This window comes from Corynebacterium uberis (assembly GCF_020616335.1).
GTDB classification, from domain to species: Bacteria; Actinomycetota; Actinomycetes; order Mycobacteriales; family Mycobacteriaceae; genus Corynebacterium; species Corynebacterium uberis.
In genome coordinates this window covers 1,317,840-1,341,928 of the sequence record NZ_CP085051.1, presented here as the reverse complement: position 1 = coordinate 1,341,928, position 24,089 = coordinate 1,317,840, and the positions used below count along the sequence as shown (strand labels likewise).

The 24,089-nt window shown below is 65.8% G+C and carries 22 protein-coding genes; all 22 read left to right on the top strand.

Translation table 11 applies throughout. The annotated features are described in order from the left end of the window. Positions 1 to 20: 20 nt before the first annotated feature. The 22 genes from pyrF to LH390_RS06115 all read left to right on the top strand — a co-directional run bounded on the left by pyrF (position 21) and on the right by LH390_RS06115 (position 24,085). Complete coding sequence (pyrF, locus tag LH390_RS06220) at positions 21 to 863, top strand: orotidine-5'-phosphate decarboxylase (protein ID WP_227282125.1); 843 nt, start codon at positions 21 to 23, stop codon at positions 861 to 863. Between the two features lie 330 nt (positions 864 to 1,193). Next, positions 1,194 to 1,517, top strand: coding sequence for an integration host factor, actinobacterial type (mihF, locus tag LH390_RS06215; RefSeq protein ID WP_227282126.1), 324 nt, complete (start codon positions 1,194 to 1,196; stop codon positions 1,515 to 1,517). 3 nt (positions 1,518 to 1,520) lie between these two features. Continuing rightward, on the top strand, positions 1,521 to 2,093 hold the full coding sequence (gene gmk, locus LH390_RS06210) for a guanylate kinase (protein WP_227282127.1): 573 nt from the start codon (positions 1,521 to 1,523) through the stop codon (positions 2,091 to 2,093). A 78-nt stretch (positions 2,094 to 2,171) separates the two neighbouring features. Next, a complete protein-coding gene (gene rpoZ / locus LH390_RS06205; protein WP_227282128.1) occupies positions 2,172 to 2,462 on the top strand; it encodes a DNA-directed RNA polymerase subunit omega in 291 nt (96 codons plus the stop codon). 291 nt (positions 2,463 to 2,753) lie between these two features. Continuing rightward, a complete protein-coding gene (gene coaBC, locus LH390_RS06200) occupies positions 2,754 to 4,055 on the top strand; it encodes a bifunctional phosphopantothenoylcysteine decarboxylase/phosphopantothenate--cysteine ligase CoaBC (RefSeq protein ID WP_399524665.1) in 1,302 nt (433 codons plus the stop codon). 93 nt (positions 4,056 to 4,148) lie between these two features. Beyond that, on the top strand, positions 4,149 to 5,411 hold the full coding sequence (metK, locus tag LH390_RS06195) for a methionine adenosyltransferase (protein WP_399524667.1): 1,263 nt from the start codon (positions 4,149 to 4,151) through the stop codon (positions 5,409 to 5,411). An 11-nt stretch (positions 5,412 to 5,422) separates the two neighbouring features. After that, the gene (locus LH390_RS06190; protein ID WP_227282130.1) at positions 5,423 to 7,447 is read left to right on the top strand and encodes a primosomal protein N'; all 2,025 of its coding nucleotides are present in this window, start codon (positions 5,423 to 5,425) and stop codon (positions 7,445 to 7,447) included. A 45-nt stretch (positions 7,448 to 7,492) separates the two neighbouring features. Then, a complete protein-coding gene (gene def / locus LH390_RS06185; RefSeq protein WP_227282131.1) occupies positions 7,493 to 8,011 on the top strand; it encodes a peptide deformylase in 519 nt (172 codons plus the stop codon). A 186-nt stretch (positions 8,012 to 8,197) separates the two neighbouring features. Then, the gene (gene fmt, locus LH390_RS06180; RefSeq protein WP_227282132.1) at positions 8,198 to 9,148 is read left to right on the top strand and encodes a methionyl-tRNA formyltransferase; all 951 of its coding nucleotides are present in this window, start codon (positions 8,198 to 8,200) and stop codon (positions 9,146 to 9,148) included. Beyond that, entirely contained in the window at positions 9,145 to 10,662 is a 1,518-nt protein-coding gene (locus LH390_RS06175) for an RsmB/NOP family class I SAM-dependent RNA methyltransferase (protein WP_227282133.1), read from the top strand. Before fmt ends, LH390_RS06175 begins: the two co-directional genes overlap by 4 nt. Positions 10,663 to 10,667: 5 nt before the next feature. Continuing rightward, positions 10,668 to 11,330: a ribulose-phosphate 3-epimerase gene (rpe, locus tag LH390_RS06170; protein ID WP_227282134.1), complete on the top strand. Its 663-nt coding sequence runs from the start codon at positions 10,668 to 10,670 to the stop codon at positions 11,328 to 11,330. Beyond that, positions 11,327 to 12,358: a bifunctional diaminohydroxyphosphoribosylaminopyrimidine deaminase/5-amino-6-(5-phosphoribosylamino)uracil reductase RibD gene (gene ribD, locus LH390_RS06165; protein WP_399524670.1), complete on the top strand. Its 1,032-nt coding sequence runs from the start codon at positions 11,327 to 11,329 to the stop codon at positions 12,356 to 12,358. Before rpe ends, ribD begins: the two co-directional genes overlap by 4 nt. A 7-nt stretch (positions 12,359 to 12,365) precedes the next feature. Then, a complete protein-coding gene (locus LH390_RS06160) occupies positions 12,366 to 12,983 on the top strand; it encodes a riboflavin synthase (RefSeq protein WP_227282135.1) in 618 nt (205 codons plus the stop codon). An 11-nt stretch (positions 12,984 to 12,994) separates the two neighbouring features. After that, complete coding sequence (locus LH390_RS06155; protein WP_227282136.1) at positions 12,995 to 14,287, top strand: bifunctional 3,4-dihydroxy-2-butanone-4-phosphate synthase/GTP cyclohydrolase II; 1,293 nt, start codon at positions 12,995 to 12,997, stop codon at positions 14,285 to 14,287. A gap of 21 nt (positions 14,288 to 14,308) precedes the next feature. Then, positions 14,309 to 14,806, top strand: a complete 498-nt coding sequence (ribH, locus tag LH390_RS06150) for a 6,7-dimethyl-8-ribityllumazine synthase (protein WP_227282137.1) — start codon at positions 14,309 to 14,311, stop codon at positions 14,804 to 14,806. A gap of 83 nt (positions 14,807 to 14,889) precedes the next feature. Continuing rightward, a complete protein-coding gene (locus LH390_RS06145; RefSeq protein WP_227282138.1) occupies positions 14,890 to 15,468 on the top strand; it encodes a PH domain-containing protein in 579 nt (192 codons plus the stop codon). 18 nt (positions 15,469 to 15,486) lie between these two features. Continuing rightward, a complete protein-coding gene (uvrC, locus tag LH390_RS06140; RefSeq protein ID WP_227282139.1) occupies positions 15,487 to 17,604 on the top strand; it encodes an excinuclease ABC subunit UvrC in 2,118 nt (705 codons plus the stop codon). 258 nt (positions 17,605 to 17,862) lie between these two features. Then, the gene (rapZ, locus tag LH390_RS06135; protein ID WP_269961613.1) at positions 17,863 to 18,795 is read left to right on the top strand and encodes an RNase adapter RapZ; all 933 of its coding nucleotides are present in this window, start codon (positions 17,863 to 17,865) and stop codon (positions 18,793 to 18,795) included. 460 nt (positions 18,796 to 19,255) lie between these two features. Continuing rightward, the gene (locus LH390_RS06130) at positions 19,256 to 20,221 is read left to right on the top strand and encodes a gluconeogenesis factor YvcK family protein (RefSeq protein ID WP_227282601.1); all 966 of its coding nucleotides are present in this window, start codon (positions 19,256 to 19,258) and stop codon (positions 20,219 to 20,221) included. 109 nt (positions 20,222 to 20,330) lie between these two features. Beyond that, a complete protein-coding gene (gene whiA / locus LH390_RS06125; RefSeq protein ID WP_227282602.1) occupies positions 20,331 to 21,296 on the top strand; it encodes a DNA-binding protein WhiA in 966 nt (321 codons plus the stop codon). A 417-nt stretch (positions 21,297 to 21,713) separates the two neighbouring features. Continuing rightward, positions 21,714 to 22,706 carry a type I glyceraldehyde-3-phosphate dehydrogenase gene (gene gap, locus LH390_RS06120; RefSeq protein WP_227282140.1) on the top strand — a complete coding sequence of 331 codons (993 nt, stop codon included), beginning with the start codon at positions 21,714 to 21,716 and terminating at the stop codon, positions 22,704 to 22,706. Between the two features lie 164 nt (positions 22,707 to 22,870). Next, positions 22,871 to 24,085 (top strand): phosphoglycerate kinase, encoded by a 1,215-nt coding sequence (locus LH390_RS06115; protein WP_227282141.1) that lies wholly within the window; start codon positions 22,871 to 22,873, stop codon positions 24,083 to 24,085. Positions 24,086 to 24,089: the final 4 nt, after the last annotated feature.

The window sequence follows — 24,089 nt, the reverse complement described above, 5'->3', positions numbered from 1 at the left end:
CAAAGGAATTGAGGTTCAAGATGGCGCAAGAAACATTTGGTGACCGGCTGGCCAGCCTGGCGAGCTCGCGCGGGCAGTTGTGCGTGGGCATTGATCCCCACCCCGCTCTGTTGGAGGCGTGGGGCTTGCCTGTAAATCCCGCAGGCGTGAAGCGTTTTTCCGAGTTGTGCGTGGAGGCTTTCGGCGACCTGGTCGCGTTGGTCAAGCCACAAGTCGCGTTTTATGAGCAATTCGGCGCCCGCGGCTTTGAGGTGTTGGAGGCCACAATCGCGGGCCTGCGAAAGGCCGGCGCTTTGGTGGTTGCTGATGCCAAGCGCGGCGACATCGGTTCGACGATGGCGGGCTATGCGCGCGCCTGGCTCGACGACGCCTCGCCCTTGGCCTGTGACGCAGTTACTGTATCTCCTTTCTTGGGTACGGGATCACTTGATCCGGTGGTGCATTTGGCGGAAGAGACGGGCCGCGGAATCTTCGTATTGGCGGCAACTTCTAATCCGGAAGCGCGGAATTTCCAAGATCGGTGTGATTCAACGGGTCGGACGATCTCGCAGGCAGTGGTGGATTTTTGCGGTGAAATCAATGCGCGTCATCAGGATTTAGGCAACCTGGGAGTGGTGGTTGGGGCGACCTTGACTAACCCACCTTCCATTGCGCAACTGCGCGGTCCGGTGCTCCTTCCCGGCGTTGGTGCACAGGGCGCGGGAGTGGCGGATGTGATGCGAATTATGGGGCAACAAGCGTCATGGGCGTACCCGAATGTTTCGCGCGCAGTGCTCCAAGAGGGGCCAAATGTTGCGGCTCTGCGGGCGGCTGTTAGACAATATTCTGTGCAATTTGCGCGCCCGCAGGAGCGCGCGAAGTAGGTGTGCTGCTAGCCACGCACCTTTCGTCTGGCCTGCACCTTTATGGCGTTTGCGCGAACTGACCTGGCAACTTGTGTACTTCAAGGCGACTGGGTGGTACCGTGGCAGATCGTCGTAAGGGTGGGAGAGACGTTTTCCCACCTGCGGTGTTAGACTTAGCGCGAATCTGCGGATGACAACGTTGGAATTAGCCTATTGGCCACCTTCGACTCGGGTCAGGCGCAGTAAGCACTTTTAAAGCGGCGCCTGTGCCGTCGTCGTGGCAGTTGTCCGCGGCGAACGCATAACGCCATGACAGACCACGTACCAAAGACGAACTGGAGGAACCCCGTGGCCCTTCCCAAGTTGACCGACGAGCAGCGCAAGGAAGCTCTTGCCAAGGCAGCTGAGGCCCGTAAGGCCCGCGCTGAACTGAAGGACAAGCTCAAGCGCGGCGACATTACCCTCAAGGAAGTTCTGGCCAAGGCGCAGGACGATGAGATCGTCGGCAAGACCAAGGTGTCCGCACTTCTGGAGGCCATGCCTAAGGTGGGCAAGGTCAAGGCCAAGGAGATCATGGAGGAGCTGGAGATCGCTCCGACGCGCCGCCTGCGTGGCCTGGGCGAGCGGCAGCGCCGCGCGCTGCTGGAGCGCTTCGGCTACGAGCAGGACTAGCAGATGAGCGGAGGGCAGCCCAGAGGCCGGCTCGTGGTTCTCGCCGGCCCGTCCGCGGTGGGCAAGTCCACCGTTGTGAACAGCCTCCGCTCGCTCGTGGATGAGCTTTACTTCAGCGTCTCCATGACCACCCGGGCGCCCCGCCCGGGTGAGGTTGACGGGGTGGATTATTTCTTTGTTTCCCCCGAGGAGTTTCAAGCCCGCATTGATGAGGGTGCGATGCTGGAGTGGGCCGATATTCACGGTGGCTTGCAACGTTCTGGCACCCCGGCGGAGCCCGTGCACAAAGCCTTGGAAGAAGGCCGCCCGGTGCTCGTTGAGGTGGACCTCGTAGGTGCGCGCAACGTGAAGAAAATGGTGCCGGATGCGGTGACCGTTTTCTTGGCCCCGCCGTCATGGGAGGCGCTTGTCGAGCGACTGACCGGACGCGGCACGGAGCCGCAGGATGTGATCGATCGGCGGCTGGAAACAGCCAAGGAAGAACTCGCCGCACAGGATGAGTTTGATCGCATTGTGGTCAACGAGGATGTGGACACGGCCGTAGCCCAGATTGGTGATATTCTGCGTTCGGTGTGAGTTGCGCGGATCTGCGGTGATCCGCGGCCGTGGTGCAGCCTGCGGTCAACCCAGTAGATGCAAAAGATGAAGGTGTAAGTGACTATCGTGAGCAATGAGACCCCTAAGAAGCAGCCGGTATTTGATCCGCCGGTCGGTATTACTGACCCCCCGATCGACCGCCTGTTGGAGAAGGTCTCCTCGAAGTATGCGTTGGTGATCTTCGCCGCCAAGCGCGCCCGCCAGATCAACAGCTACTATCAGCAGGCTGATGAGGGCGTGTTTGAGTTCATCGGGCCGCTGGTTACTCCGGAAGCCGGTGAGAAGCCCTTGTCTATCGCGCTGCGAGAGATCGACGCTGAACTCTTGGAGCACGAAGAGGGCCGCTAGCGCCCTTGTGTGAGGGCCGTAGACCCGTCGCAGGCGGACGTGACTTGTCAGGATGGCAAGCGCGTGCCGTGCGGCGGGTTTTTGCATGCCACAAGCAGGGGGAGATGCAGCGCTCGTGGCTCGGCCACCTGCGGGGCGGCCGCCGCGGAGAAGGGCCCGTCGCCGCGGACACAGGGGGCGGGTGAGCGTGGGGCGATAGACTGGGCGCGAACGAGACCGGCGACCGGCGGGTAAACGCGTATGCGTCACGGTGCAGTTGCCTGGTCGTCGAAGTGGAAGCGAATGAGGAGGATGTCGGTGGCTCAATCCGGAGCGGATGCAGGGCGGCGTCGGGTCGTGGTGGGGGTCGGCGGCGGTATCGCTGCGTATAAGGTCTGCCACGTGGTGCGCGCGGTGCGGGAGCATGGGGATGATGTGCAGGTGGTGCCCACCGATAATGCTCTGCGCTTTGTTGGCGCGGCGACGTGGGAGGCGCTTTCGGGCCACCCGGTGGATACGGGGGTGTTTGAGAAGGTCGATGAGGTCAACCATGTGCGCATCGGTCAGGAGGCGGACCTGGTCATCGTGGCGCCGGCGACGGCGGACCTGTTGGCGCGGATGGCTGCGGGGCGTGCGGATGACCTGTTGACGGCCAGCCTGCTGATGGCTTCCTGTCCGGTGGTGGTGGCTCCGGCGATGCATACGGAGATGTGGACCCATCCGGCTACCCAAGCAAACGTGGCCACGTTGCGGGAGCGCGGGGTAGTGGTGTTGGAGCCGGCGGCGGGCCGGTTGACGGGGGCGGATTCTGGTGCGGGTCGGTTGCTTGAGCCGGAGCAGATTGTGGCGCTTGCTCGCGCGGCTGACGCCGGTGTGAGCTTTGCTCGCAGCCTTGAGGGGGTGCGTGTGGTGGTTACTGCTGGGGGGACGCGGGAGGCGATGGATCCGGTTCGTTTTATTGGCAATCGTTCGTCTGGGCGGCAGGGTTTCGCGCTGGCGGAGTTGGCGGCCCAGCGTGGGGCTGAGGTGACGGTGATTGCTGCGGCGACTGAGCAGTTGCCGGTGCCGGCGGGGGCGTCGGTGGTGCGGGTCAACAGCGCGCTGGAGTTGCAGGAGGCTACGCAGGCAGCGGCCGGCGAGGCGGACGTGGTGATTATGGCTGCGGCTGTGGCGGATATGCGCCCGGCGGCGGTGGCTGCGGCCAAGCTGAAGAAGACGAGCCAGGCGGACGCGGAGGCGCTGGGGCGCATCGATTTGGTGGAAAACCCGGATATTCTTGCCGGGCTGGTGCGCTCGCGCGACCAGGGTGACCTGGGCTTGGGGGCTAAGGAGCAGCCGGTGATCGTGGGATTTGCGGCTGAGACGGGCGATGCTGAATCGTCCGCGTTGGAGCACGGCCGCAGCAAGTTCCTGCGGAAGGGCTGTGATCTGATGATGTGCAACGAGGTTGGCACGGACAAGGTCTTCGGCTCTTCGCAGAACGCGGGCTGGTTGCTGGGGTACCGGGGGGCGTCGAGAAGCGCGGAGTCGGTGACGGTTCAGGAGGTGGCGCAGGGCTCTAAGCTGGAGGTCGCGGGTGTGATCCTGGATGCGGTGGGCGAACTCTTGCACTAATTAGACCGCTTGGTCTATCCTGAGTCGGTGCCTCCCGCGGGAGGGATGAACACAAGCAATCGCAATCGAGTTAGCGTAAAGGAAGCGACGCCCGTGGTTTTGCCTACAGTCTCGCCGAATCAGCCTCAGGCCCGGCTGTTTACCAGCGAGTCGGTGACCGAAGGCCACCCCGATAAGATCTGCGACGCCATCTCTGATGCCATCTTGGATGCCATGCTCGCGGAGGATCCGGACGCCCACGTTGCCGTGGAGACGCTGGTGACCACCGGCCAGGTGCACGTTGTGGGGGAGGTGCGTACCAGCGGGTACGTGGAGATCCCGCGGTTGGTGCGCGCGACGCTGCTCGATATTGGGTTTACCTCCTCGGCCGTCGGCTTCGACGGGCACACCTGCGGGGTCAATATCGCCATCGGCGAGCAGTCCACCGAGATCGGCGATGGGGTCGATCATTCCCAGGAGTCCCGTGATGGGGCCGATGGGGATGCCGGGAACCAGTCCGGCGCGGGCGACCAGGGCCTGATGTTTGGCTACGCCTCCAATGAGACCCCGGAGTACATGCCGCTTCCCATCGCCCTGGCCCATCGCCTGGCCCGCCGGCTGACCCAGGTGCGCAAGGAGGGGATTGTTGACCACCTGCGCCCGGATGGAAAGACCCAGGTCACCTTCGCGTATGACGATTCCGGACGGCCCACGCGCCTGGACACCGTGGTCATTTCCACTCAGCATGACCCCGAGGTCGATTCCAGCTGGCTGGAGCCGCGGCTGCGCGAGCACGTGGTCAACCACGTCATCGCCGAGGCCGGCGTGGCGGACATGGTCGATGAGGACCTGACCTTGCTGATCAACCCGTCCGGTTCCTTCATCCTGGGCGGGCCCATGGGCGACGCCGGGTTGACGGGGCGCAAGATCATTGTGGATACCTATGGCGGCATGGCCCGCCACGGGGGCGGGGCCTTTTCCGGGAAGGATCCCAGCAAGGTGGACCGCTCCGGCGCTTACGCCATGCGCTGGGTGGCCAAGAACATCGTCGCGGCGGGTCTGGCGGACCGCGCTGAGGTGCAGGTGGCTTATGCCATCGGCAGGGCCACGCCGGTGGGCCTCTACGTGGAGACCTTTGGCACGGCCCATGAGGGCTTGAGCGACGCGGACATCCAGGCGGCCGTGGCGGCGACCTTTGATCTGCGTCCGGCGGCGATCATCTCCACGCTCAACCTGCGTCGCCCCATCTACGCTCAAACCTCCGCGTACGGCCACTTTGGGCGCACGGATGTTGACCTGCCCTGGGAGGCGACGGATCAGGTGGCCGCGCTGCGCGAAGCCGCCGGCCTGGAGCCGCTGGCGGAGGCCGCCGAGTAGAATCGGCCGTCATGGCCCCTCACCCCCGCGTCCCCGCTGCTGACCAGCCGGTGGCGCGGGTGCTGCCTTTTCTTGGCCTTTCTCACCTGGACCGGGTCTTTGATTACCAGGTCAGCGAGGATGATTCCGCCGCCGCCCAGCCCGGAGTTCGGGTGGTGGTGCCGTTTTCCGGGCGCCGAGTAGACGGCATCATCTTGTCGCGGGAAGAGGGCACCGATTTTGCTGGGCGCCTGTCCTACCTGCATCGGGTGGTCTCCCCGGAGGTTGTGGTGCCGCCGGAGACTCTCGCGCTTGTCGACGCCATCGCGCAACGCTATGCGGGCATCCGCTCGGAGGTCATTCGCCTGGCGGTGCCGCCGCGCCACACCGCCGCTGAGGCCGCAGACACCTCCACCGCCTGGGAGGCGCTGGGGGAGTCCCACGACCCTGACTTAAGCCAGTGGGCGTGCTACCAGCACGGCACCTCGTTTGTGGACGCCGTGCTGGCCGGTCAGCGGGCGCGGGTCGCCTGGCAGGTTCGCCCGGATCAGCACTGGGCGGGGCCGCTGGCGGCCCTGGCTGTGGCGGTGGTGCGTGGTGGCGGCGGGGCGTTGCTGGTGGTGCCGGACCAGCGGGACGTCGATAAGCTCGAGCGCGCCCTGCGCGAGCATGTCAGCGCGCGGCAGATCACCACCCTGACCGCCGCGCAAGGCCCGCAGGCGCGCTATCGGCGCTTCCTTTCGGTGCTGCATGGGCAGGGGAGGCTGGTTATTGGTACCCGCTCGGCGGCGTTCGCGCCGGTGAACAACCTGCGGCTGTGCGTGATTGTGCACGATGGTGACCCCAGCCATGCCGAACCCCGGGCCCCGTATTTTCACGCGCGCGAGGTGCTGACCACCCGCGCCGCGCAGTGCGGCGCCAGCTTGATCGTCGCAGGCTACTCCCGTACTGCGGAGACGCAGTTGCTCGTCGAGTCTGGCTGGGCCCATGACCTGGTAGCAGCCCCGCAGGACGTGGCGGGGGTGCTGCCGACGATGACGGCCATCGATGATCAGCGGCTGCGCATCGCCGCCAACCCGGAGTCTGGGGGCGCGTCCATCCCGGGGCAGGTCTACCGGGCGATGACCGCGTGCCTGGAGTCCCAGCGCCCGGTGCTCGTGCAGATCCCGCGCAAGGGGGATACCCCGGTACTGGCCTGTGCCTCCTGCCGTGCCCCGGCGCGCTGCCGGGCGTGCAACGGGCCCTTGGAGATCCGCACTCACGGTGACCAGCCGGGGGTGCCTACCTGCCGGTGGTGTGGGCGGCCGTCCCCGCGGCATCGCTGCGCCGAGTGCGGGTCCCCGCGGTTGCGGGCGGTGGTGGTTGGCCACCAGCGCACGGCAGAGGAGCTGGGTAAAGCCTTTGCCTCGGTGCGCATCGTGGCCTCCGGCGGGGCGCGCGTGCTCGACGAGGTCGACTGCGCCCCCGCTATCGTGGTGGCCACCCCCGGCGCGGAGCCGGAGGTCAGCGGTGGCTCCTATGGGGTGGCGTTGCTTACCGATACGTGGGGGATGCTCCAGCGGCCGGATCTGCGGGCCACGGAGGAAGCCTTCGCCGCGTGGACGGCGGCAAGCCGGCTGGTCGCCCCCGCAAGACAGGGCGGGGAGGTGCTCATCTTCGCCCCGCAGGAACTCCAGGTGGTGCAGGCGTTGCAGGCGTGGGACGTGGTCGGCCACGCCCGCGCAGAGCTGGATTCGCGCCGTCAGGTGCGGTTTCCGCCCGCCGCACACCTGGCTGCCGTCGATGGCGCGGCCGCGGCGGTCAGCGCCGTGTTGGAGGCCGCCGCGCTACCGGAGGGCGCGGAGATCCTTGGCCCCATGGATCTCCCGCCGGGCGCGGCGCTGCCGGGGGAATATGACGAGCGCCGTTACGGGCCGCCGCAGCGCATGCTGGTGCGCGCCCCCTTGGGCCCGCGGGCGAGCCTGGGCCGGGCGTTGAAGGATGCCGCGGCATCCTGGGTGGCGCAAGGCTCCACGCTGCCGCTGCGTATTCATATTGATCCGGTGCAGGTGGGGTAGCATGCCTGGAAACGATGAGGACAAAGAAGGGACCGCGTTGAAACGATGACGCTGCGAAAGATCCGGCTCTTCGGAGACCCGGTACTATCCACGCGCGCCGACGAGGTGCACCCAGACGACGCCCCCGCGCTGCGCGGTCTGATCGATGACATGGTGGAGACCATGAAGGAGGCGGGCGGCGTCGGTTTGGCGGCCAACCAGGTGGGCGTGCTCAAGCGGGTGTTTGTCTTTGATTGCACGCACGTGGAATCGGGTATGCGCGGGCACATCATCAACCCGGTGTGGGAGCCGGTGGGCGAGCAGCTTCAGCAGGGCTCGGAGGGGTGCCTGTCTATCCCGGGGGTCAGCCTGCCCATTGAGCGCTATCAGCAGGTGCGCGTGAGCGGCATTGATGTGGCGGGCCGCCCGGTGACGCTGACGGCCTCGGGGCTGTTGGCCCGGTGTATTCAGCATGAGACGGATCATCTTGACGGCGTGTTGTTCCTGCGGCGGGCTGCGGCGCAGGATCGCCGCGCGGCGATGGCGCAGATTCGATCGAGCAGCTGGTGGAATAGCCAGGGTTAAAGCTGGTGCGGGCGGGTGGCTATCGTAGAGCAGGTGCGCAGCTGTGCTCATCGCCTGCTTGTTGTGTGCGTGCTGCCAGCCGATGATGCACCCACTGTTCATTCCCGTTCATTCCTGTTCACTCAGTGCCATTGAGTTGTCTTTGTGCTGATTGAGTGTGACGTGTGTTAAGGAGAGTTCTTGCCCATGAGGATCGTCTTTGCGGGCACCCCGCAACCGGCAGCGGTAGCGTTGCAACGATTCCTGGATTCCCACCATGAGGTCATCGCGGTGATCACCCGCCCGGATGCGCCCCAGGGTCGCGGCCGGCGCGTCGTGGCGTCCCCTGTCGCACGGCTGGCTCGGGAGGCGGGCATCGAGGTCCTGACCCCGACGACCCTGAAGCCGGGGACCGCCGATGGGGATGCCGCGGCCGCTCGGCTTCGGCAGTTGGCACCGGATGTCATCCCCGTGGTCGCCTACGGCTGCCTGGTGCCGCGAGAGCTTCTCGACGTCGCCCCGCACGGCTGGATCAACCTCCACTACTCTTTGCTTCCGCGGTGGCGGGGCGCCGCTCCGGTGCAGGCCGCGATCCGCGCCGGAAACCGCGTCACCGGCGCGACGACGTTCCGCATCGATGAGGGCTTGGATACCGGCGAGATTCTGGCCACCGTCAACGAGGAAATCCGCATCACCGACACCGCCGACGACCTTTTGACCAGGCTGGCCTATTCCGGCGCGGACCTGCTGGTCAACACCGTCAACGGGTGCGAGCATTCGACGCTACGCCCGCGGCCCCAGGAGGGCACGCCCAGCTACGCCGGGAAGATTACCCAGCAGGACGCACGCATTCAGTGGGCTGACTCCGCCGTGGACATCGCGCGGGCGATCCGTGCCTACACCCCCGCACCTGGTGCGTGGACCACCCTGGAAGGAGCGCGGCTGAAAGTCTCGCCCGTCGAGGTTCCGCTGGATGTGGCCGTCCCGGACGGCGAGCCTGGACAGCTGCACATCAGCAAGTCGGAGGTCCTGGTGAGCACGGGAAGCGGCGTGGTGCGCTTAACCCGCGTGCAGCCGGCTGGCAAGGCGGCCATGCCCGCGGCCGACTGGGCGCGCGGGCTATCCTTTGCTGACTCTGCCGAAGCGAGGTTGTCATGAGCCAGAAGCAGGGCGGAGGATTCCGCTCCCGGACCCGCCGGGCGGCCGCACGCGACGCGGCGCCGCACGGCACCGGCACGCAGGCCACGCCTGCGCAGCGGGGGAGACCTCCGCGCTCGTCGCAGGCGCCGCGGGCGGGCCGGTCCGGCCAGGCAGGGCACGCCGCGGACGTGGATATGCCCCGCCAGGTAGCCATGGAGGTGCTGGCAGCGGTGCGCGAACAAGACGCCTACGCCAACCTTGTGCTTCCCGGCCTGTTGCGCCAGCGCAAGGTCCGCGGGCGCGACGCCCACTTTGCCACCGAGCTGACCTACGGGACGCTGCGGATGCTGGGGGTCCTGGATGCGGTGATTGGGGCGGCGTCGTCACGCGAACTGGACCGCATCAGCCCGGAGGTGCTCGACGCCCTGCGCCTGGGCGTCTACCAGATCCTGTACATGCGGGTGGAGGATCACGCCGCCGTGGATACGTCCGTGCGGCTGGTTGCCGCCGCCGGCCAGCCAAAGGCGAAAGGGTTTGCCAACGGCGTGCTGCGCACCATCACCCGCACTCCGCGCGAGGAATGGATGTCCCGGCTGGCCCCCAGCGGGGAGATTGCCGCGCTGGCGTTTCGCACCGCCCACCCGGAGTGGATTGCGCGTTCCTTTGCCCAGGTGCTCGGCACCGCGGAGCTGGAGGCCGCACTGACCGCGGATTCTTCGCGGCCGGTTGTTCACCTGGCGGCGCGCCCCGGGGAGATCAGTGCCCAGGAGCTGGCGCTGACCTGCGGCGGGGAGGAGGGCCGCTACAGTCCCTATGCCGTTTACCTGGAGTCGGGTTCGCCGGGCGCGCTCGAGGAGGTGCGCCAGGGTCTTGCCGCCGTTCAGGACGAGGGCAGCCAACTGATCGCCCGGGCCCTGGTGGAAGCCCCCGTGGAGGGGACGGATACGGGTCGCTGGCTCGATCTGTGCGCCGGGCCGGGAGGAAAATCTGCCCTCATCGGTGCGCTCGCGCGTATCGACGCCGCCCACCTCGACGCAGTCGAGATCGCCGAGCATCGCGCCACCCTCATCGAGCAGGCGGTCCGCGGGTTGCCGGTGACCGTCCGCGTCGCCGATGGGCGCACCTTCGCCCCGGACGGTGGCCACTATGACCGGATTCTCGTGGACGCCCCCTGCTCCGGGCTGGGAGCGCTGCGCCGCCGCCCGGAGGCGCGCTGGCGCAAGCAACCCAGCGACATCGCCCAGCTCACCGAACTGCAAACGGCATTGCTGACCCGTGCCACCCAGCTGGTGCGCCCCGGCGGCGTGGTTGTGTATTCCACCTGCTCGCCGGATCTTCGGGAGACCCGTGAGGTGGTCGACGCGGTCATCCGCGATACCGGGATGCGCGAGTGTGACGCCCACGGGCTGGTGGCGCCCATGGAGGACGTGGGATCCCAGCTATCGGTCCAGATGTGGCCGCACCGGCACGGAACCGATGCCATGTTCTTTGCCGTACTGACCAAGCCGGTCGAGCCTGAGCACGTAGGATAGAGCCCATGGCTGAACCGATCATCGCCCCGTCCATCCTGTCCGCAGACTTCTCCCGCCTGGGGGAGGACATCGCCCGAATCCCCAACGCCGATTGGATTCACGTGGACATCATGGATGGGCACTTTGTGCCCAACCTGTCTTTCGGGCCGGACATCGCCAAGACGGTGCATCGCATTACTGATAAGCCCTTAGACGTCCACCTCATGATTGAAAACCCGGAAAAGTGGGTGGACACCTATATTGCCGCCGGGGCCTACACGGTCATCTTCCACGTGGAGGCCACCACCGACCCGCTGGCGCTGGCGCAAGTGATCCGGGCCGGCGGGGCGCGCGCGGGCATCTCCCTGCGCCCCGGCACTGACCTCGAGCCCTATCTGGAGCTGCTGCCCCACATCGATGAGGTCCTGGTCATGTCCGTGGAGCCCGGTTTTGGTGGCCAGTCATTCATGCCGGACCAGCTGGAGAAGGTACGCACGCTGCGCGCGGCTATCGACGCCGCCGGGCTCGACGTCACCATCGAGATCGACGGCGGCATCTCCCCGGAGACCATCGGCGCCGCCGCGGCCGCGGGCTGCGATAGCTTCGTGGCAGGCTCCGCGGTGTATAAGACCCCAGACCCCGCGGCGGCAGTAGATACCCTGCGGGACCTGGCACGCGCGGCCCGGTGAGTGCCCTGCCGTCGATCGATCTGCCTGACGCTTTCCGGATCGCGGTGGAGCAGGGCCACCTCGCCCGCGGTACCACTAGCCCCAACCCTCCGGTGGGGGCGGTCATCCTCGATGCGCACGGACGCCTCGCGGGCGTGGGGCACACCCAGCCCGTCGGCGGTCCCCACGCCGAGGTGATGGCCCTGCGTGACGCGGGGGAGCGCGCCCGTGGCGGCAGTGCCATCGTGACGCTGGAGCCGTGCAACCACACCGGGCGGACGGGGCCGTGCACCCAGGCGCTCCTCGCCGCAGGCGTGGCCGCCGTCCACTACGCGCACCCGGACCCCACCCCGCTCGCCGGGGGCGGGCACCGCGCCCTGCACAACGCCGGAGTGCGGGTCTACCGGCATGCGGACGTCGCCGTCACGGACCTGGAGCCGTGGGAGGCATCCATGCGGGCCGGGCGCTGCCACGTGACCCTCAAGATGGCCGCCAGCCTGGACGGATTCGTTGCCGCCGCCGACGGCACCAGCAAGTGGATCACCGGGACCGCCGCGCGGGCCGCGGTGCACCGCGACCGACGCCTGCGCGATGCCATCATCATCGGGACCGGCACCGCATTGGCGGACAATCCCTCACTGACCGCCCGAGACGAGCACGGCGAGGTCCGGGGACACCAACCGCGCCGAGTGGTCATCGGCAGCCGGAACCTGCCCCCACAGCAGTGCACCAACCTTCATGAACTGGGCTATGAGCAGTACCCAGACATTGCTACCGCGCTGCAAGCGCTGTGGGAGACCGGCGCACGCGACGTGCTCGTCGAAGGCGGGCCGCACCTGGCAGCCTCCTTCATCGAAGCCGGGGTCGTCGACGCCCTCCAGATCTATAGCGCCCCGATCCTGCTCGGCGCCGGAACCAGCGTGCTCGCCCGCACCGTCGCAGCGACGCTGCGTGACGCGCCCCACTGGACCAGGACAGGGGTCACGCCCCTAGGCCAAGACCTGCTCGTGGAATACACCCGAGAGCCACACGCATCGCAGAAAGGATGACCGAATCGTGTTTACCGGGCTTGTTGAAGAACTCGGGCGCGTCCAGGAGCTGACGCGCCACGACGATGACTCCCAGATACTGACCATCGCCGCGCGCACGGTGCTTAGCGACGCCAAACTGGGAGACTCCCTGTGCGTCAACGGGGTCTGCCTGACCATCACACAGATCGCCGAGGACCACTTCAGCGCCGACGTGATGAAAGAAACCCTCCAGCGCACCGCGCTCGGCGAGCTGACTGCGGGCGCCCAGGTCAACCTCGAACGGGCGATGCCGGTAGGCGGGCGCCTCGGCGGGCACCTAGTCCAGGGCCATGTCGACGCCACCGCAACCCTACTGGCGCGAACGCACTCAGAACACTGGGACGTCCTGCGCTTGAGCCTGCCCGAACAGATTGACCGCTACGTGGTGGAGAAGGGCTCCATCACCGTCAGCGGCACCTCCCTGACCGTTTCAGCAACGCAGCCGGGCTGGTTTGAAGTCAGCCTCATCCCCGCCACGCTGGAGCAGACCATCCTGGGTCAACTAGAGGTTGGCGATCCCGTCAACCTGGAAGTCGACGTGCTGGCTAAGTACGTGGAAAAACTCCTGGGACCCGGGGCTGAGCACGCCAGCTCAGGCGACTAAAGTGAGGCAGCGTGACTGAGCAATCCCGGGAGAACTTAAGACTTGACACCGTCGAGGCCGCCATCGCGGCGATCGCAGCAGGTCAAGCCGTGGTGGTTGTAGACAATGAAGACCGGGAAAATGAAGGCGACTTAATCTTCGCGGCGGAAAAAGCCACCCCAGAGTTGGTGGCATTCATGGTGCGCTACACCTCCGGCTACATCTGCGCCCCCCTGACCCACGCGGATGCGGACCGGCTGGGCCTTCCCCCCATGGTGACCCGAAACGAGGACGCCAGGTCAACGGCCTACACCGTTACCGTGGATGCGGCCACCGGCACGACGGGCATCTCGGCGCAGTCGCGCTGCGAAACTGTCCGCCGCCTGGCCGACCCCGCCCGCGGCCCGGAGGACTTCACCCGGCCCGGGCACGTGGTGCCACTGCGGGCCCGGGAAGGGGGAGTCCTGGTCCGCGACGGCCACACCGAGGCCGCCGTAGACCTGGCACGCGCCGCCGGGCTCTACCCGGCTGGGGTGCTCTGTGAGATCGTCTCGGAGGCTGATCCCACGGACATGGCACGCGGACCCGAGCTGCGTCGGTTCGCCGATGAACACGGCCTGGTGATGATCTCCATCGAACAGCTCATCGCCTGGCGCCGCAGCCACGAGATGCTCATTGATCGGGTGGTAGAGACCCGACTGCCCACCGAGTTTGGCTACTTCAGGGCCATCGGGTTTAGACACCGCATCACCGGGGTAGACCACGTGGCGTTGATCGCCGGGCACCCAGACCAGGATGGCGGCGAGGATGTCATCGTGCGGGTGCATTCTGAGTGCCTGACCGGAGACGTCTTCTCCTCGCGCCGGTGCGACTGCGGCGAGCAGCTGCACCGCTCGATGGAGCTGATCGCCCAGGCCGGTCGCGGCATCGTGGTATACCTACGCGGCCAGGAGGGCCGGGGCATTGGCCTGAACCACAAGCTCCAGGCCTATGAGCTTCAAGATCGGGGCTGGGACACCGTGGACGCTAATGTGGAACTTGGCCACCCGGTGGATGCTCGAGAGTTTGATACCGCCGCGCAGATCCTGCGGGATCTGTGCGTGACCTCCGTCAACCTGATTAGCAATAATCCGGCTAAGCAGGAGGCGCTGGCCGGCCACGGCCTGAAGGTGGTCAAGCGCACCACCTTGCCTGTCACCGTCAACGAGGACAACGTGCGTTATCTGCGCGCCAAGCGCGATCGCATGGGCCATGACTTGCCGGGCGTGGCACAGTGGGACCAGACCCACCCCCAGGATGGGCCCGCCGCGGCGGATGACAACTAATCCCAAGGAGAGTAAAAAGCGATGGCTAAAGAGGGATTGCCCCAGGTAGCCGGCGTGGACGCGACGGGCCTTTCGGTGGCCGTGGTCACGTCCAGCTGGAACGAGGAGATCTGCGATCGCCTCCACGAGCACGCCGTGCGCGCCGCCCGCGACTGCGGCGCGAGCGTTGATGAGTTCCGGGTTGTTGGTGCCTTGGAGATCCCGGTGGTCGTCCAGGCCGCAGCCCGCACCCACGACGCAGTGGTGGCACTGGGGTGCGTGGTCCGGGGCGGCACGCCGCACTTCGATTATGTGTGTGACTCCGTGACCGCCGGGCTCACCCGCATCGCCCTGGACGAATCCACCCCCGTGGGCAATGGCATCCTGACCACCGATACCCTCGAGCAAGCCATTGAACGCTCCGGTGGGATCGACGCGGTAGAGGATAAGGGCGCAGAAGCTGCCGTGGCGGCGCTGCACACGGCGCTGGTCCTGCGCGAGGTGGGTCAGGGGAAAAAGCCCCGAGACGCCGTCAGATGAGGCAATCTGGCGTGCAGCAGCGGGCGGCTCGGTAGACTGAGCCCGGAGATTAGCGACCAGCGGATGGGACGGACGTAGAAAAAGTGGAATCCAAGGATGTGCCTGGACAGCTCGGCGACGCGAAGGCGACCGCCGCCTCCCAGGCGGGAGCCACGCAGTTAAGCCAGGATCAGGCCAGCGCCTATAACGCTTTGGACCCGATGGCGGAGACTTCGCAACGCCCCTGGGAGTATGAGGTGCAGTCGCGGCGGCTGCGGCTCATCGGATATGTCGGCGCCGCGGCGCTCATCGTTATCCACATCATCATGGGCATCGTCGTGGGTATCGGCAGCACTGGCGTGACCATCACCACCATTGACCGCTTCGCATTCCCCGGAATCGGCGTCATCCTCGCCGTGCTGTGCGCCGTGTGCCTGTCGCGCCCGCGCGTGCGGGCCAACGCCGATGGCGTTGAGGTGCGCAACTTCATTGGAACCCGTTTCTACGGGTGGTCCGTGATTTATGGGCTGTCTTTCCCCCGCGGCTCGCGCGTTGCCCGCCTGGAGCTGCCGGACTTTGAGTATGTGCCCATGTGGGCGCTGCAAGCGGCGGATCAGGACACCATCCTTGAGGACGTGGAGCGCTTCCGCCAGCTCGAGGCCGCCTACATGCCAGAAGATTAGTGCCGGAGGCCCCGTTTCTTGGCTGATCCAGCAGACTATCGCCCGGCCCCCGGCACCATCCCCACCGACCCGGGGGTATATAAGTTCCGCGATGACACCGGCCGCGTCATCTACGTAGGCAAGGCCAAAAACCTGCGGGCACGCCTGTCTAACTACTTCCAGGACATCACCCAGCTTCACCCGCGCACCCGCCAGATGGTGCTCACCGGGGCGAGTGTTGAGTGGACGGTGGTAGCCAGCGAGGTGGAGGCCCTGCAGCTGGAGTACACCTGGATTAAGCGCTTCGACCCGCGCTTCAACGTCATGTACCGGGACGATAAAACCTATCCGGTTCTGGCGGTTTCCATGAACGAGCAGTACCCCCGGGCCTTCTTCTACCGCGGCCCGCGGCGCAAAGGGGTGCGCTACTTTGGGCCCTATTCGCATGCCTGGGCGGTGCGCGAAACGTTGGACCTGCTCACCCGGATCTACCCCATGCGCACCTGCACCAAGGGGGTGTTTCACCGGCATGAGGCCCTGGGCAGGCCATGCTTGCTGGGCTACATCGATAAGTGCGCCGCCCCGTGCGTGGGGCGGGTCAGCGCGGAGGAGCACCGTGACATCGCGGAGGGCTTCTGCGCTTTCATGGCGGGGCACACTGACGCCGTGCGCGCGCGGCTAACCCGGGAGATGGAGGAGGCCGCGGTCAACCTCGAGTTCGAGCATGCGGCTCGGCTGCGGGACAATCTGGCCGCCATTGATAAGCTCATGGAGCGCCAGACGGTGGTCCTTGGCGACGGCACGGACGCCGACATCATCGGCATTGCTACCGATGAGCTCGAGGCCGCAGTCCAGGTCTTTCACGTGCGTGCCGGCAGGGTCCGCGGTCAGCGTGGGTGGGTCGTGGAAAAGAGCGGCGACGAGGCCGGGGGCAGCCAGCCGCTCGTCGAGGGTGAGCCGGATCCGGCGCTTCCGGAATTGCTGCAGAACTTCCTCGTCCAGTTTTATGGCGATGCGGTTGACCGGGCGCGCCAGGAAGACCAGGAGGAGCGCGCGGCGGTGCGGCGCCGGGGCGTCGATAAGCAATCCCACGAACATCGCCGGCCTGGAACTCTGATCCCGCGGCTGATTTTGGTGCCGCAGCTTCCCGCGGCCGCCCCGGAGACAACCCAAGCGTTGCAGGAGTTGCGTGGCGGCCCGGTCGAACTGCGGGTTCCGCAGCGTGGCGATAAAAAAGCGTTGGCGGAAACTGTGACCAAGAATGCGGTGGAGGCCCTGCGCCAGCACAAACTCAAGCGCGTGGGCGATCTGACGGCCAGGTCCGCGGCGTTGCAGGACATTCAAGATGCCCTGGGAATGGATCAGGCACCGCTGCGCATCGAATGTACCGACATTTCCCACCTTCAGGGAACCGATGTGGTTGCCTCGCTGGTGGTTTTTGAAGACGGCCTGCCAAAGAAATCCGATTATCGGCGCTACAGAATTAAGGAAGCTGCCGGCGATGGGCACAGCGATGATGTCGCCTCCATTGCGGAAATCACCCGTCGGCGATTCTTGCGCCATAATCAGGACAGCCGCGCGATTCCGGAGGCGGAAGAATTCGACGGATCGACGTTTAGCGATGAACTCGCGCAGCGCGTCGAGGAGATGAGCACCGATCCGAAGCGTTTTGCCTACCCGCCGCAGCTGTTCATCGTTGATGGCGGCGCACCCCAGGTCGCTGCCGCTGCGGAGGTTTTTGATGAGCTTGGAATCTCGGATGTCTATCTGGTCGGTCTGGCCAAGCGGCTGGAGGAAATCTGGGTGCCCGGCGACCCCGATCCAGTGATTCTGCCGCGCAATTCCCAGGGCCTGTATTTGCTCCAACAAATCCGCGATGAGGCCCACCGTTTTGCCATCACCTATCACCGGCAGCAACGCTCCAAGCGCATGAAGCACTCCCAGCTCGATGACATTAAGGGTCTGGGGCAGGTGCGCCGCAGCGAGCTGGTGCGCCACTTCGGCTCCCTCAAGCGGCTCAAACAGGCGAGCGTGGAGCAAATAGCGCAGGTCAAAGGGTTTGGCCCGGCGCTGGCGCAGACGGTGTTCACCGCCTTGCACCCTGATGCGGGGGAGCACCCGCCCGCGGCGGATCCGCCAGCACCGGGTGACGCTTAAGGCACGCGTGGCCACCTAGTGGGCACTCAGTCCGCCGCCCGGGAGGTATTGCTTGTCGACGCCCCGCCGTCCCCGGTGCCCGCTACCTGCGGGCTTCGCGGGGGCAGTAGACAAAATTCTGCCATGGAAGCACCCGGCGGCGTGCGGGATAAGTAAGCCTGCGCTGGCGGCTGGTATTACGAGTCACGATGTCAGTGAGTATGCGGTGAACTTTTCGCCGGGTAACCACCTGTAGTGCCGGCCGCTAGGATGGTGAGCATGACTAGTCACAGCGCCGACCGAGAGCAATCTAGAGATCTCGATCCCGCAGGTTCTTTGCCTTCCCATCTGGTGTCCCCGCCGTTGCTGATTACCGGCATGTCGGGGGCGGGTTTGAGCACCGCGGCGAAGGTTTTTGAAGATAAAGACTGGTATGTCGCCCACAATTTGCCCCCGGAGTTGGTGTTGACGCTGGCCGGAATGTGCGCCGCCCCGGATTCTCCCGTTGATCGGGTGGCCATGGTCACGGACGTGCGTGCGCGGATGTTCCGGGGCAATTTGTTGCAGACGCTTGAGGAGCTGCGGGCGCGTCATCTCGCCCCGACGGTCCTGTTTTTGGATGCCCGCGATGACGTGCTGATCAAACGCTTTGATAGCGTGCGGCGCACTCATCCGCTCCAGGGCGGGGACACGCTTTCTGATGGCATCGCCCGCGAGCGCCATGAGCTCGCCGAGATTAAAGAAGACGCCCATGTGACCATTGACACCTCGGAATTGTCTGTCCATGATCTGCGCCGCAGGATTGAAGAAACCTTTGGCACCATCGTGGATAAGCGCCCGCACGTCACCATTCAGTCTTTCGGGTTTAAGCACGGCGCCCCCCGGGATTCAGACATCACGGTGGATGTGCGCTTCTTACCCAATCCGTATTGGGTTCCGGAGTTGCGCCAGTATCGGGGCACGGACGCCGCGGTGTCGGATTATGTGCTTTCTCAGCCGGGCTCGCGGGAGTTTATTGATAACTTCCTGACCATGTTTGATTCCATGCAGCCGGGGTATCGGCATGAGGGAAAGAACTTCATCACCATGTCTGTGGGGTGCACCGGCGGGCATCACCGCTCTGTGGCTGTGGCCCAGGAAATCGGTCGGCGCCTGCGTGAGCGTGGCACGATCGGAGTGACGGTGACGCACCGGGATATCGCACGCGAGTAGCCGCGCTGATGCCCAGCCGTGCCGCAAGGCGGGTTCCGGGACGCGGGCGCGCTCGTGTGCCGGACCAGACCGGAGCGACCAGGAGTTGTGCGCGCGTGGCACAGCATGCGCCGCGCGCACTGTACGGGACCCGGCCCCTTTTGAGGGGGCGGCTGGGTGGCTCAGGGCAATGAGTGTTTGGGTAGAAAGGGATGATGCGGCGCTTATTGGTTGCGCTTAAGGCTGCACCGTGGGCTGCATGCTGCTGCGCGCGCAGCGTCATGCGCGGGTTGTGTGCTGGCCCGTCGCCCATCCTGACCCCGCATCGGGCTGCGTCAAGAAGACACACGAGTGTCTGTGCCCTTGGAGCTAGACACCACGAAGATTAGGCAGAAAGGCGGTAACCGCGGTGGATGCTGATCCGCACTACCCGGCCCCGGAGGATTCGATGACCCAGCATGGTGCTCGCGGCGCCGGAGATATGGGGCTATTGGTGAGTCTGGGCGGGGGGCACGGGCTCTATCAGACCTTGCGCGCGGGCCGGCTATCAGGTGCCGAGGGGATCGTCGCGGTGGTCACGGTGGCTGATGATGGCGGTTCTTCGGGGCGCATCCGCCGCGAGCTTGCCATGATCCCGCCCGGCGACTTGCGCATGGCGTTGGCCGCCTTGGCGGGCGAGGATGAGTCCGGTCGGATGTGGGCGCAGGCGTTGCAGCACCGCTTTGGCGGCAACGGCGCCTTGGCGGGGCATGCCTTGGGCAACCTGGTCATCTCTGGCCTGACGGAGGTGTTGGGCGATACCCAGCAGGCGCTGGATATTGTGGGCGCCTTGACCGGATCGAGTGACCGCGTGTTGCCGGTGTGCTTGGAGCCGTTGGATATTGAGGCCGATGTGGCCGGCTTGGACAATGATCCGCGGATCGTGCGTCCGGTGCGCGGTCAGGTCGCGGTGGCGTCGACTCCCGGCTCGGTGCGGCGCGTCCGCCTCATTCCGGAAAATCCACAGGTCAATGCCCATGTGCTGGATGCTATTGCGGCGGCGGACATGATTACCCTGGGCCCGGGATCCTGGTTTTCTTCGGTGATTCCGCACTTGCTGATTCCGGAGTTGGTGGAGGCGATGACGGCGGCGTCGGCAGTCAAGGTTGTGGTGTTGAATCTGTCTGCTGAGCCGGGGGAGACGCAGGGCTTTTCCTCGGAGCGGCACCTGCATATGCTCGCGCAGCATGCTCCGGGCTTGCGCGTGGATTGGATCATGGTGGATCGCGGTGCGCAGCTCAGTAGCAGTGAGAAGGCGTATTTGCAGCGCGCTGCACAGCGCTTGGGTGCGCAGGTGGTTTACCGTGACGTCGAGGAGGTTGATTCGGACGGTCGCCGGCGCAATCGGCACGATCCGGCTAAGCTCGCTGCAGCTTTGCGGGATGTGAGACGGTTGGGTTCGGCATGATGTCGGCGCGCGCGGTGTCTGTTCCGGTTGTGGCGAGGTGCCAGCCGGGGCATCAGGTGGAGTCTGTGAGGCGAAAGGGAGCGTATCCGAGGTGAGTTTGACCGCGTCGATGATCGACGAGCTAGCGGCGGTGGAGACGCATCGCCAGGGTGACCGGATGGCGGAGCTTGCCGGGCTGTTGCGCATGGGCGGGCAGTGGGAGCAGCGCTCTGGGGTGTTGACGTTGAGCGTGGAGACCCCGTATGCCTGCGTGGCTCGGCATCTGTCTCGTCTGGTGTCCTCGCTTTTCGACGTCCCGGTGCGCACCGTTTCCATTCCTCCGGTCGCGGGGCGCAAGGCCGCGCAGTTTAGCGTGCACATGGGTTCTGGGTCCGCGGAGATGGTGCGCCGGCTGGGCCTGATCACCCGCAGTGGCGAGCCGGTGCGCGGGCTGCCGTTGATGATCATCAACGGCCCGATCTCGGTGATCGATGCAGCGTTGCGGGGGGCTGTGCTTGCCCGCGGCAGCCTGTCTGATCCGGCGCGTTCGAGCGCGCTGGAGGTGGAGTGCCCGGAGACGGTGGCGGGCCAGGCCTTGGTGGGGTGCGTGCGTCGCCTGGGGCTGACGGCGCGGATGCGCGAGACTCGGGGAGAGGAGCGCTTTGCCGTCCGGGACGCGGAGGGCATTGTGGTCTTGCTTAATCGCATGGGGGCGTATCGGACGTGCCTGCGGTGGGATGAGGCGCGGCGCGCGCAGCAGGCGCAGACGACAACGAGCAGGTTGGTCAATTTTGATGACGCGAATCTGCGTCGTTCGGCGCGCGCGGCTGTTGCCGCGGCGGCGCGGGTGGAACGCGCGATGGCGATTTTGGCCGATGATGTTCCGGAGCATTTGGCTGAGGCGGGGCAGTTGCGGGTGCGCTTCAAGCAGGCCTCGTTGGAGGAGCTGGGCCGGCTTGCTGAGCCCGCGATGACCAAGGATGCGATCGCCGGGCGGATTCGGCGCCTGCTGTCTATGGCCGATCGGCGCGCCGAGGAGCTGGGGATTGAGGGCACCGCGGCGGCGGTGACGGACGACCTTTTGGACCCGGAATAGGCCGGATCCCAGTGGGGGTGCTGCGGCGGGCGGTGGGGTGGTGTTTGCTACATCGCCCCCGACTGCCAGGTGTGATGAAGAACACACTTAGGTATGGAAGATGTACTCCGGGGTGAATACCTTAAGTTATGTCCCCCTTAACGGGGGCGGCTGCACCCCGCGGGGCGGGGGTGGGCCAGGGTTTCCCGACATTGTCCGCACAAGCAATGTCCGTTTCATATCCGTTTGAGCCCGAAACGTTGAGAAACGGTGGCCTTCCGGTCCAGTTTCGGGCATAGGAAGGCTGCAATACGGGCGCGGGGTCGGTACACTCGTCCGTGTGAGGCAGAGCGCGACTGCTTACCTACCGGCACCAGGCTGGTGAGTTAAGTGGGATCGCCCCTCTGGACACCACTCTCAACCTAGAGGAGAAACAACGTGACCATTCGTGTTGGCATCAACGGCTTTGGCCGCATCGGCCGCAACTTCTTCCGCGCCGTTCTGGAGCGTAGCGAGGACCTGGAGATCGTCGCGGTCAATGATCTGACCGACAACAAGACGCTGGCCACCCTGCTGAAGTATGACTCGATCCTGGGCAAGCTGGATCAGGACATCGAGCACGATGATGAGTCCATCACCGTTGGTGGCAAGCGCATCGCCGTCTCCGCCGAGCGTGAGCCCAAGAACCTTGACTGGGCCTCCCACAACGTGGACATCGTCATCGAGTCCACCGGGTTCTTCACCGACGCCAACGACGCCAAGGCCCACATCGAGGCCGGCGCCAAGAAGGTCATCATCTCCGCTCCGGCGAAGAACGAGGACGCGACCTTCGTTTACAACGTCAACCACGAGGACTACGACCCGGAGAAGCACAACGTCATCTCCGGCGCGTCCTGCACCACCAACTGCCTGGCCCCGATGGCCAAGGTGCTCAATGACAAGTTCGGCATCGAGCGTGGCCTGATGACCACCGTGCACGCCTACACCGGCGACCAGCGCCTCCACGACGCTCCCCACAAGGACCTGCGTCGTGCCCGCGCCGCCGCCGTGAACATCGTGCCCACCTCCACCGGTGCCGCCAAGGCCGTGGCCCTGGTGCTCCCGGAGCTCAAGGGCAAGCTTGACGGCTACGCCCTGCGCGTCCCGGTGATCACCGGCTCCGCCACGGACCTGACCTTCACCGCCTCCCGCGAGACCACGGTTGAAGAGGTCAACGCCGCCATCAAGGAAGCTGCCAACGAGACCCTGGGCTACACCGAGGATCCGCTGGTCTCCCACGACATCGTCACCGATTCCCACGGCTCCATCTTCGACGCCGGCCTGACCAAGGTCATCGGCGACCAGGTCAAGGTCGTCTCCTGGTACGACAACGAGTGGGGCTACACCTGCCAGCTGCTGCGCCTGACCGAGCTGGTTGCCTCCAAGCTCTAAGGTGCACGTCGCGGGGTAGAGCGCTCGCGTTGTACCCCCAGCATAAACCCTGCGGCCCGGGGTGTGCCTCGGCACACGTACTCCCGGGCCGTTTTCTTTCGCAGCATCCGGGCGCTCCCGTCCGGGCAGGCTGCACCCACGACTTGTTTTATTGAGGAGTTTTCATGGCTATCAAGACTGTTGATGACCTGCTCAAGGAGGGCGTCGAGGGCCGCCACGTCCTGGTGCGCTCGGACTTCAACGTTCCGCTTAACGACGCCGGCGAGATCACCGACCCCGGTCGCATCACTGCCTCCCTTCCCACCCTCAAGGCGCTTATCGGCGGGGGCGCCAAGCTCATCGTCACCGCGCACCTTGGCCGGCCGAAGGGCGAGGTCAATGAGAAGTACTCGCTCAAGCCGGTGGCAGAGGCGCTGTCCGAGGCGCTCGGCCAGTACGTCGCGTTGGCTAGCGACGTCGTCGGCGAGGACGCCCACGAGCGCGCCAACGGCCTGAACAACGGCGACGTGCTGCTGGTAGAAAATGTGCGCTTCGATCCCCGCGAGACCTCCAAGGATGAGGCAGAGCGCGGCGCCTTCGCCGACGAGCTGGTGGCCCTGGCCGCCGACAACGGCGCCTTCGTCTCCGATGGCTTCGGCGTGGTGCACCGCAAGCAGGCCTCCGTCTACGACGTTGCCAAGCGCCTGCCCGCGTACGCCGGCTACTTGGTGAACAAGGAAGTCTCCGTGCTGGAGAAGGTTGCCCAGGCTCCGGAGAAGCCCTACGTGGTAGTCCTCGGTGGCTCGAAGGTCTCCGACAAGCTCGGCGTCATCGAGGCGCTGGCCCAGAAGGCGGACAAGCTCATCATCGGCGGCGGCATGTGCTACACCTTCCTGACTGCCCGCGGCTACAACACGCAGAAGTCCCTGCTCCAGGAGGAGATGGTGGACACCTGCAAGGACCTGCTGGAGCGCTTTGGAGACAAGATCGTCCTGCCCGTCGACCTGACCGCCGCGGACGGCTTCTCCAACGACGCCGAGCGCACCATCGTGGAGCTCGACGGTATCCCGGAGGGCTGGCAGTCGCTGGACATCGGACCGAAGTCGGTGGAGGCTTTTGGCGAGGTGCTGGCGCAGGCCCGCACGGTCTTCTGGAACGGGCCCATGGGCGTGTTCGAGTTTGAGAACTTCTCCGCCGGCACCGCCGGGGTGGCCCAGGCCATCATCGACGCGACCGCCAAGGGCGCGTTCTCCGTGGTGGGCGGCGGCGACTCCGCAGCCTCCGTGCGCGCGCTGGGTCTTGACGAGGACGGCTTCTCCCACATTTCCACCGGTGGCGGCGCCTCCCTCGAGTTCCTGGAGGGCAAGGACCTGCCGGGCGTGGAAGTTCTCAACGCCTAAGCGC

Coding starts and splice junctions, on each gene's coding strand:
- LH390_RS06190 (WP_227282130.1), top strand. CDS start 5,423: ATGGCCCCTCACCCCCGCGTCCCCGCTGCTGACCAGCCGGTGGCGCGG.
- rpe (WP_227282134.1), top strand. CDS start 10,668: ATGGCTGAACCGATCATCGCCCCGTCCATCCTGTCCGCAGACTTCTCC.
- fmt (WP_227282132.1), top strand. CDS start 8,198: ATGAGGATCGTCTTTGCGGGCACCCCGCAACCGGCAGCGGTAGCGTTG.
- def (WP_227282131.1), top strand. CDS start 7,493: ATGACGCTGCGAAAGATCCGGCTCTTCGGAGACCCGGTACTATCCACG.
- whiA (WP_227282602.1), top strand. CDS start 20,331: ATGATCGACGAGCTAGCGGCGGTGGAGACGCATCGCCAGGGTGACCGG.
- coaBC (WP_399524665.1), top strand. CDS start 2,754: ATGTCGGTGGCTCAATCCGGAGCGGATGCAGGGCGGCGTCGGGTCGTG.
- LH390_RS06175 (WP_227282133.1), top strand. CDS start 9,145: ATGAGCCAGAAGCAGGGCGGAGGATTCCGCTCCCGGACCCGCCGGGCG.
- rapZ (WP_269961613.1), top strand. CDS start 17,863: ATGACTAGTCACAGCGCCGACCGAGAGCAATCTAGAGATCTCGATCCC.
- gmk (WP_227282127.1), top strand. CDS start 1,521: ATGAGCGGAGGGCAGCCCAGAGGCCGGCTCGTGGTTCTCGCCGGCCCG.
- LH390_RS06130 (WP_227282601.1), top strand. CDS start 19,256: ATGGGGCTATTGGTGAGTCTGGGCGGGGGGCACGGGCTCTATCAGACC.
- LH390_RS06115 (WP_227282141.1), top strand. CDS start 22,871: ATGGCTATCAAGACTGTTGATGACCTGCTCAAGGAGGGCGTCGAGGGC.
- ribH (WP_227282137.1), top strand. CDS start 14,309: ATGGCTAAAGAGGGATTGCCCCAGGTAGCCGGCGTGGACGCGACGGGC.
- pyrF (WP_227282125.1), top strand. CDS start 21: ATGGCGCAAGAAACATTTGGTGACCGGCTGGCCAGCCTGGCGAGCTCG.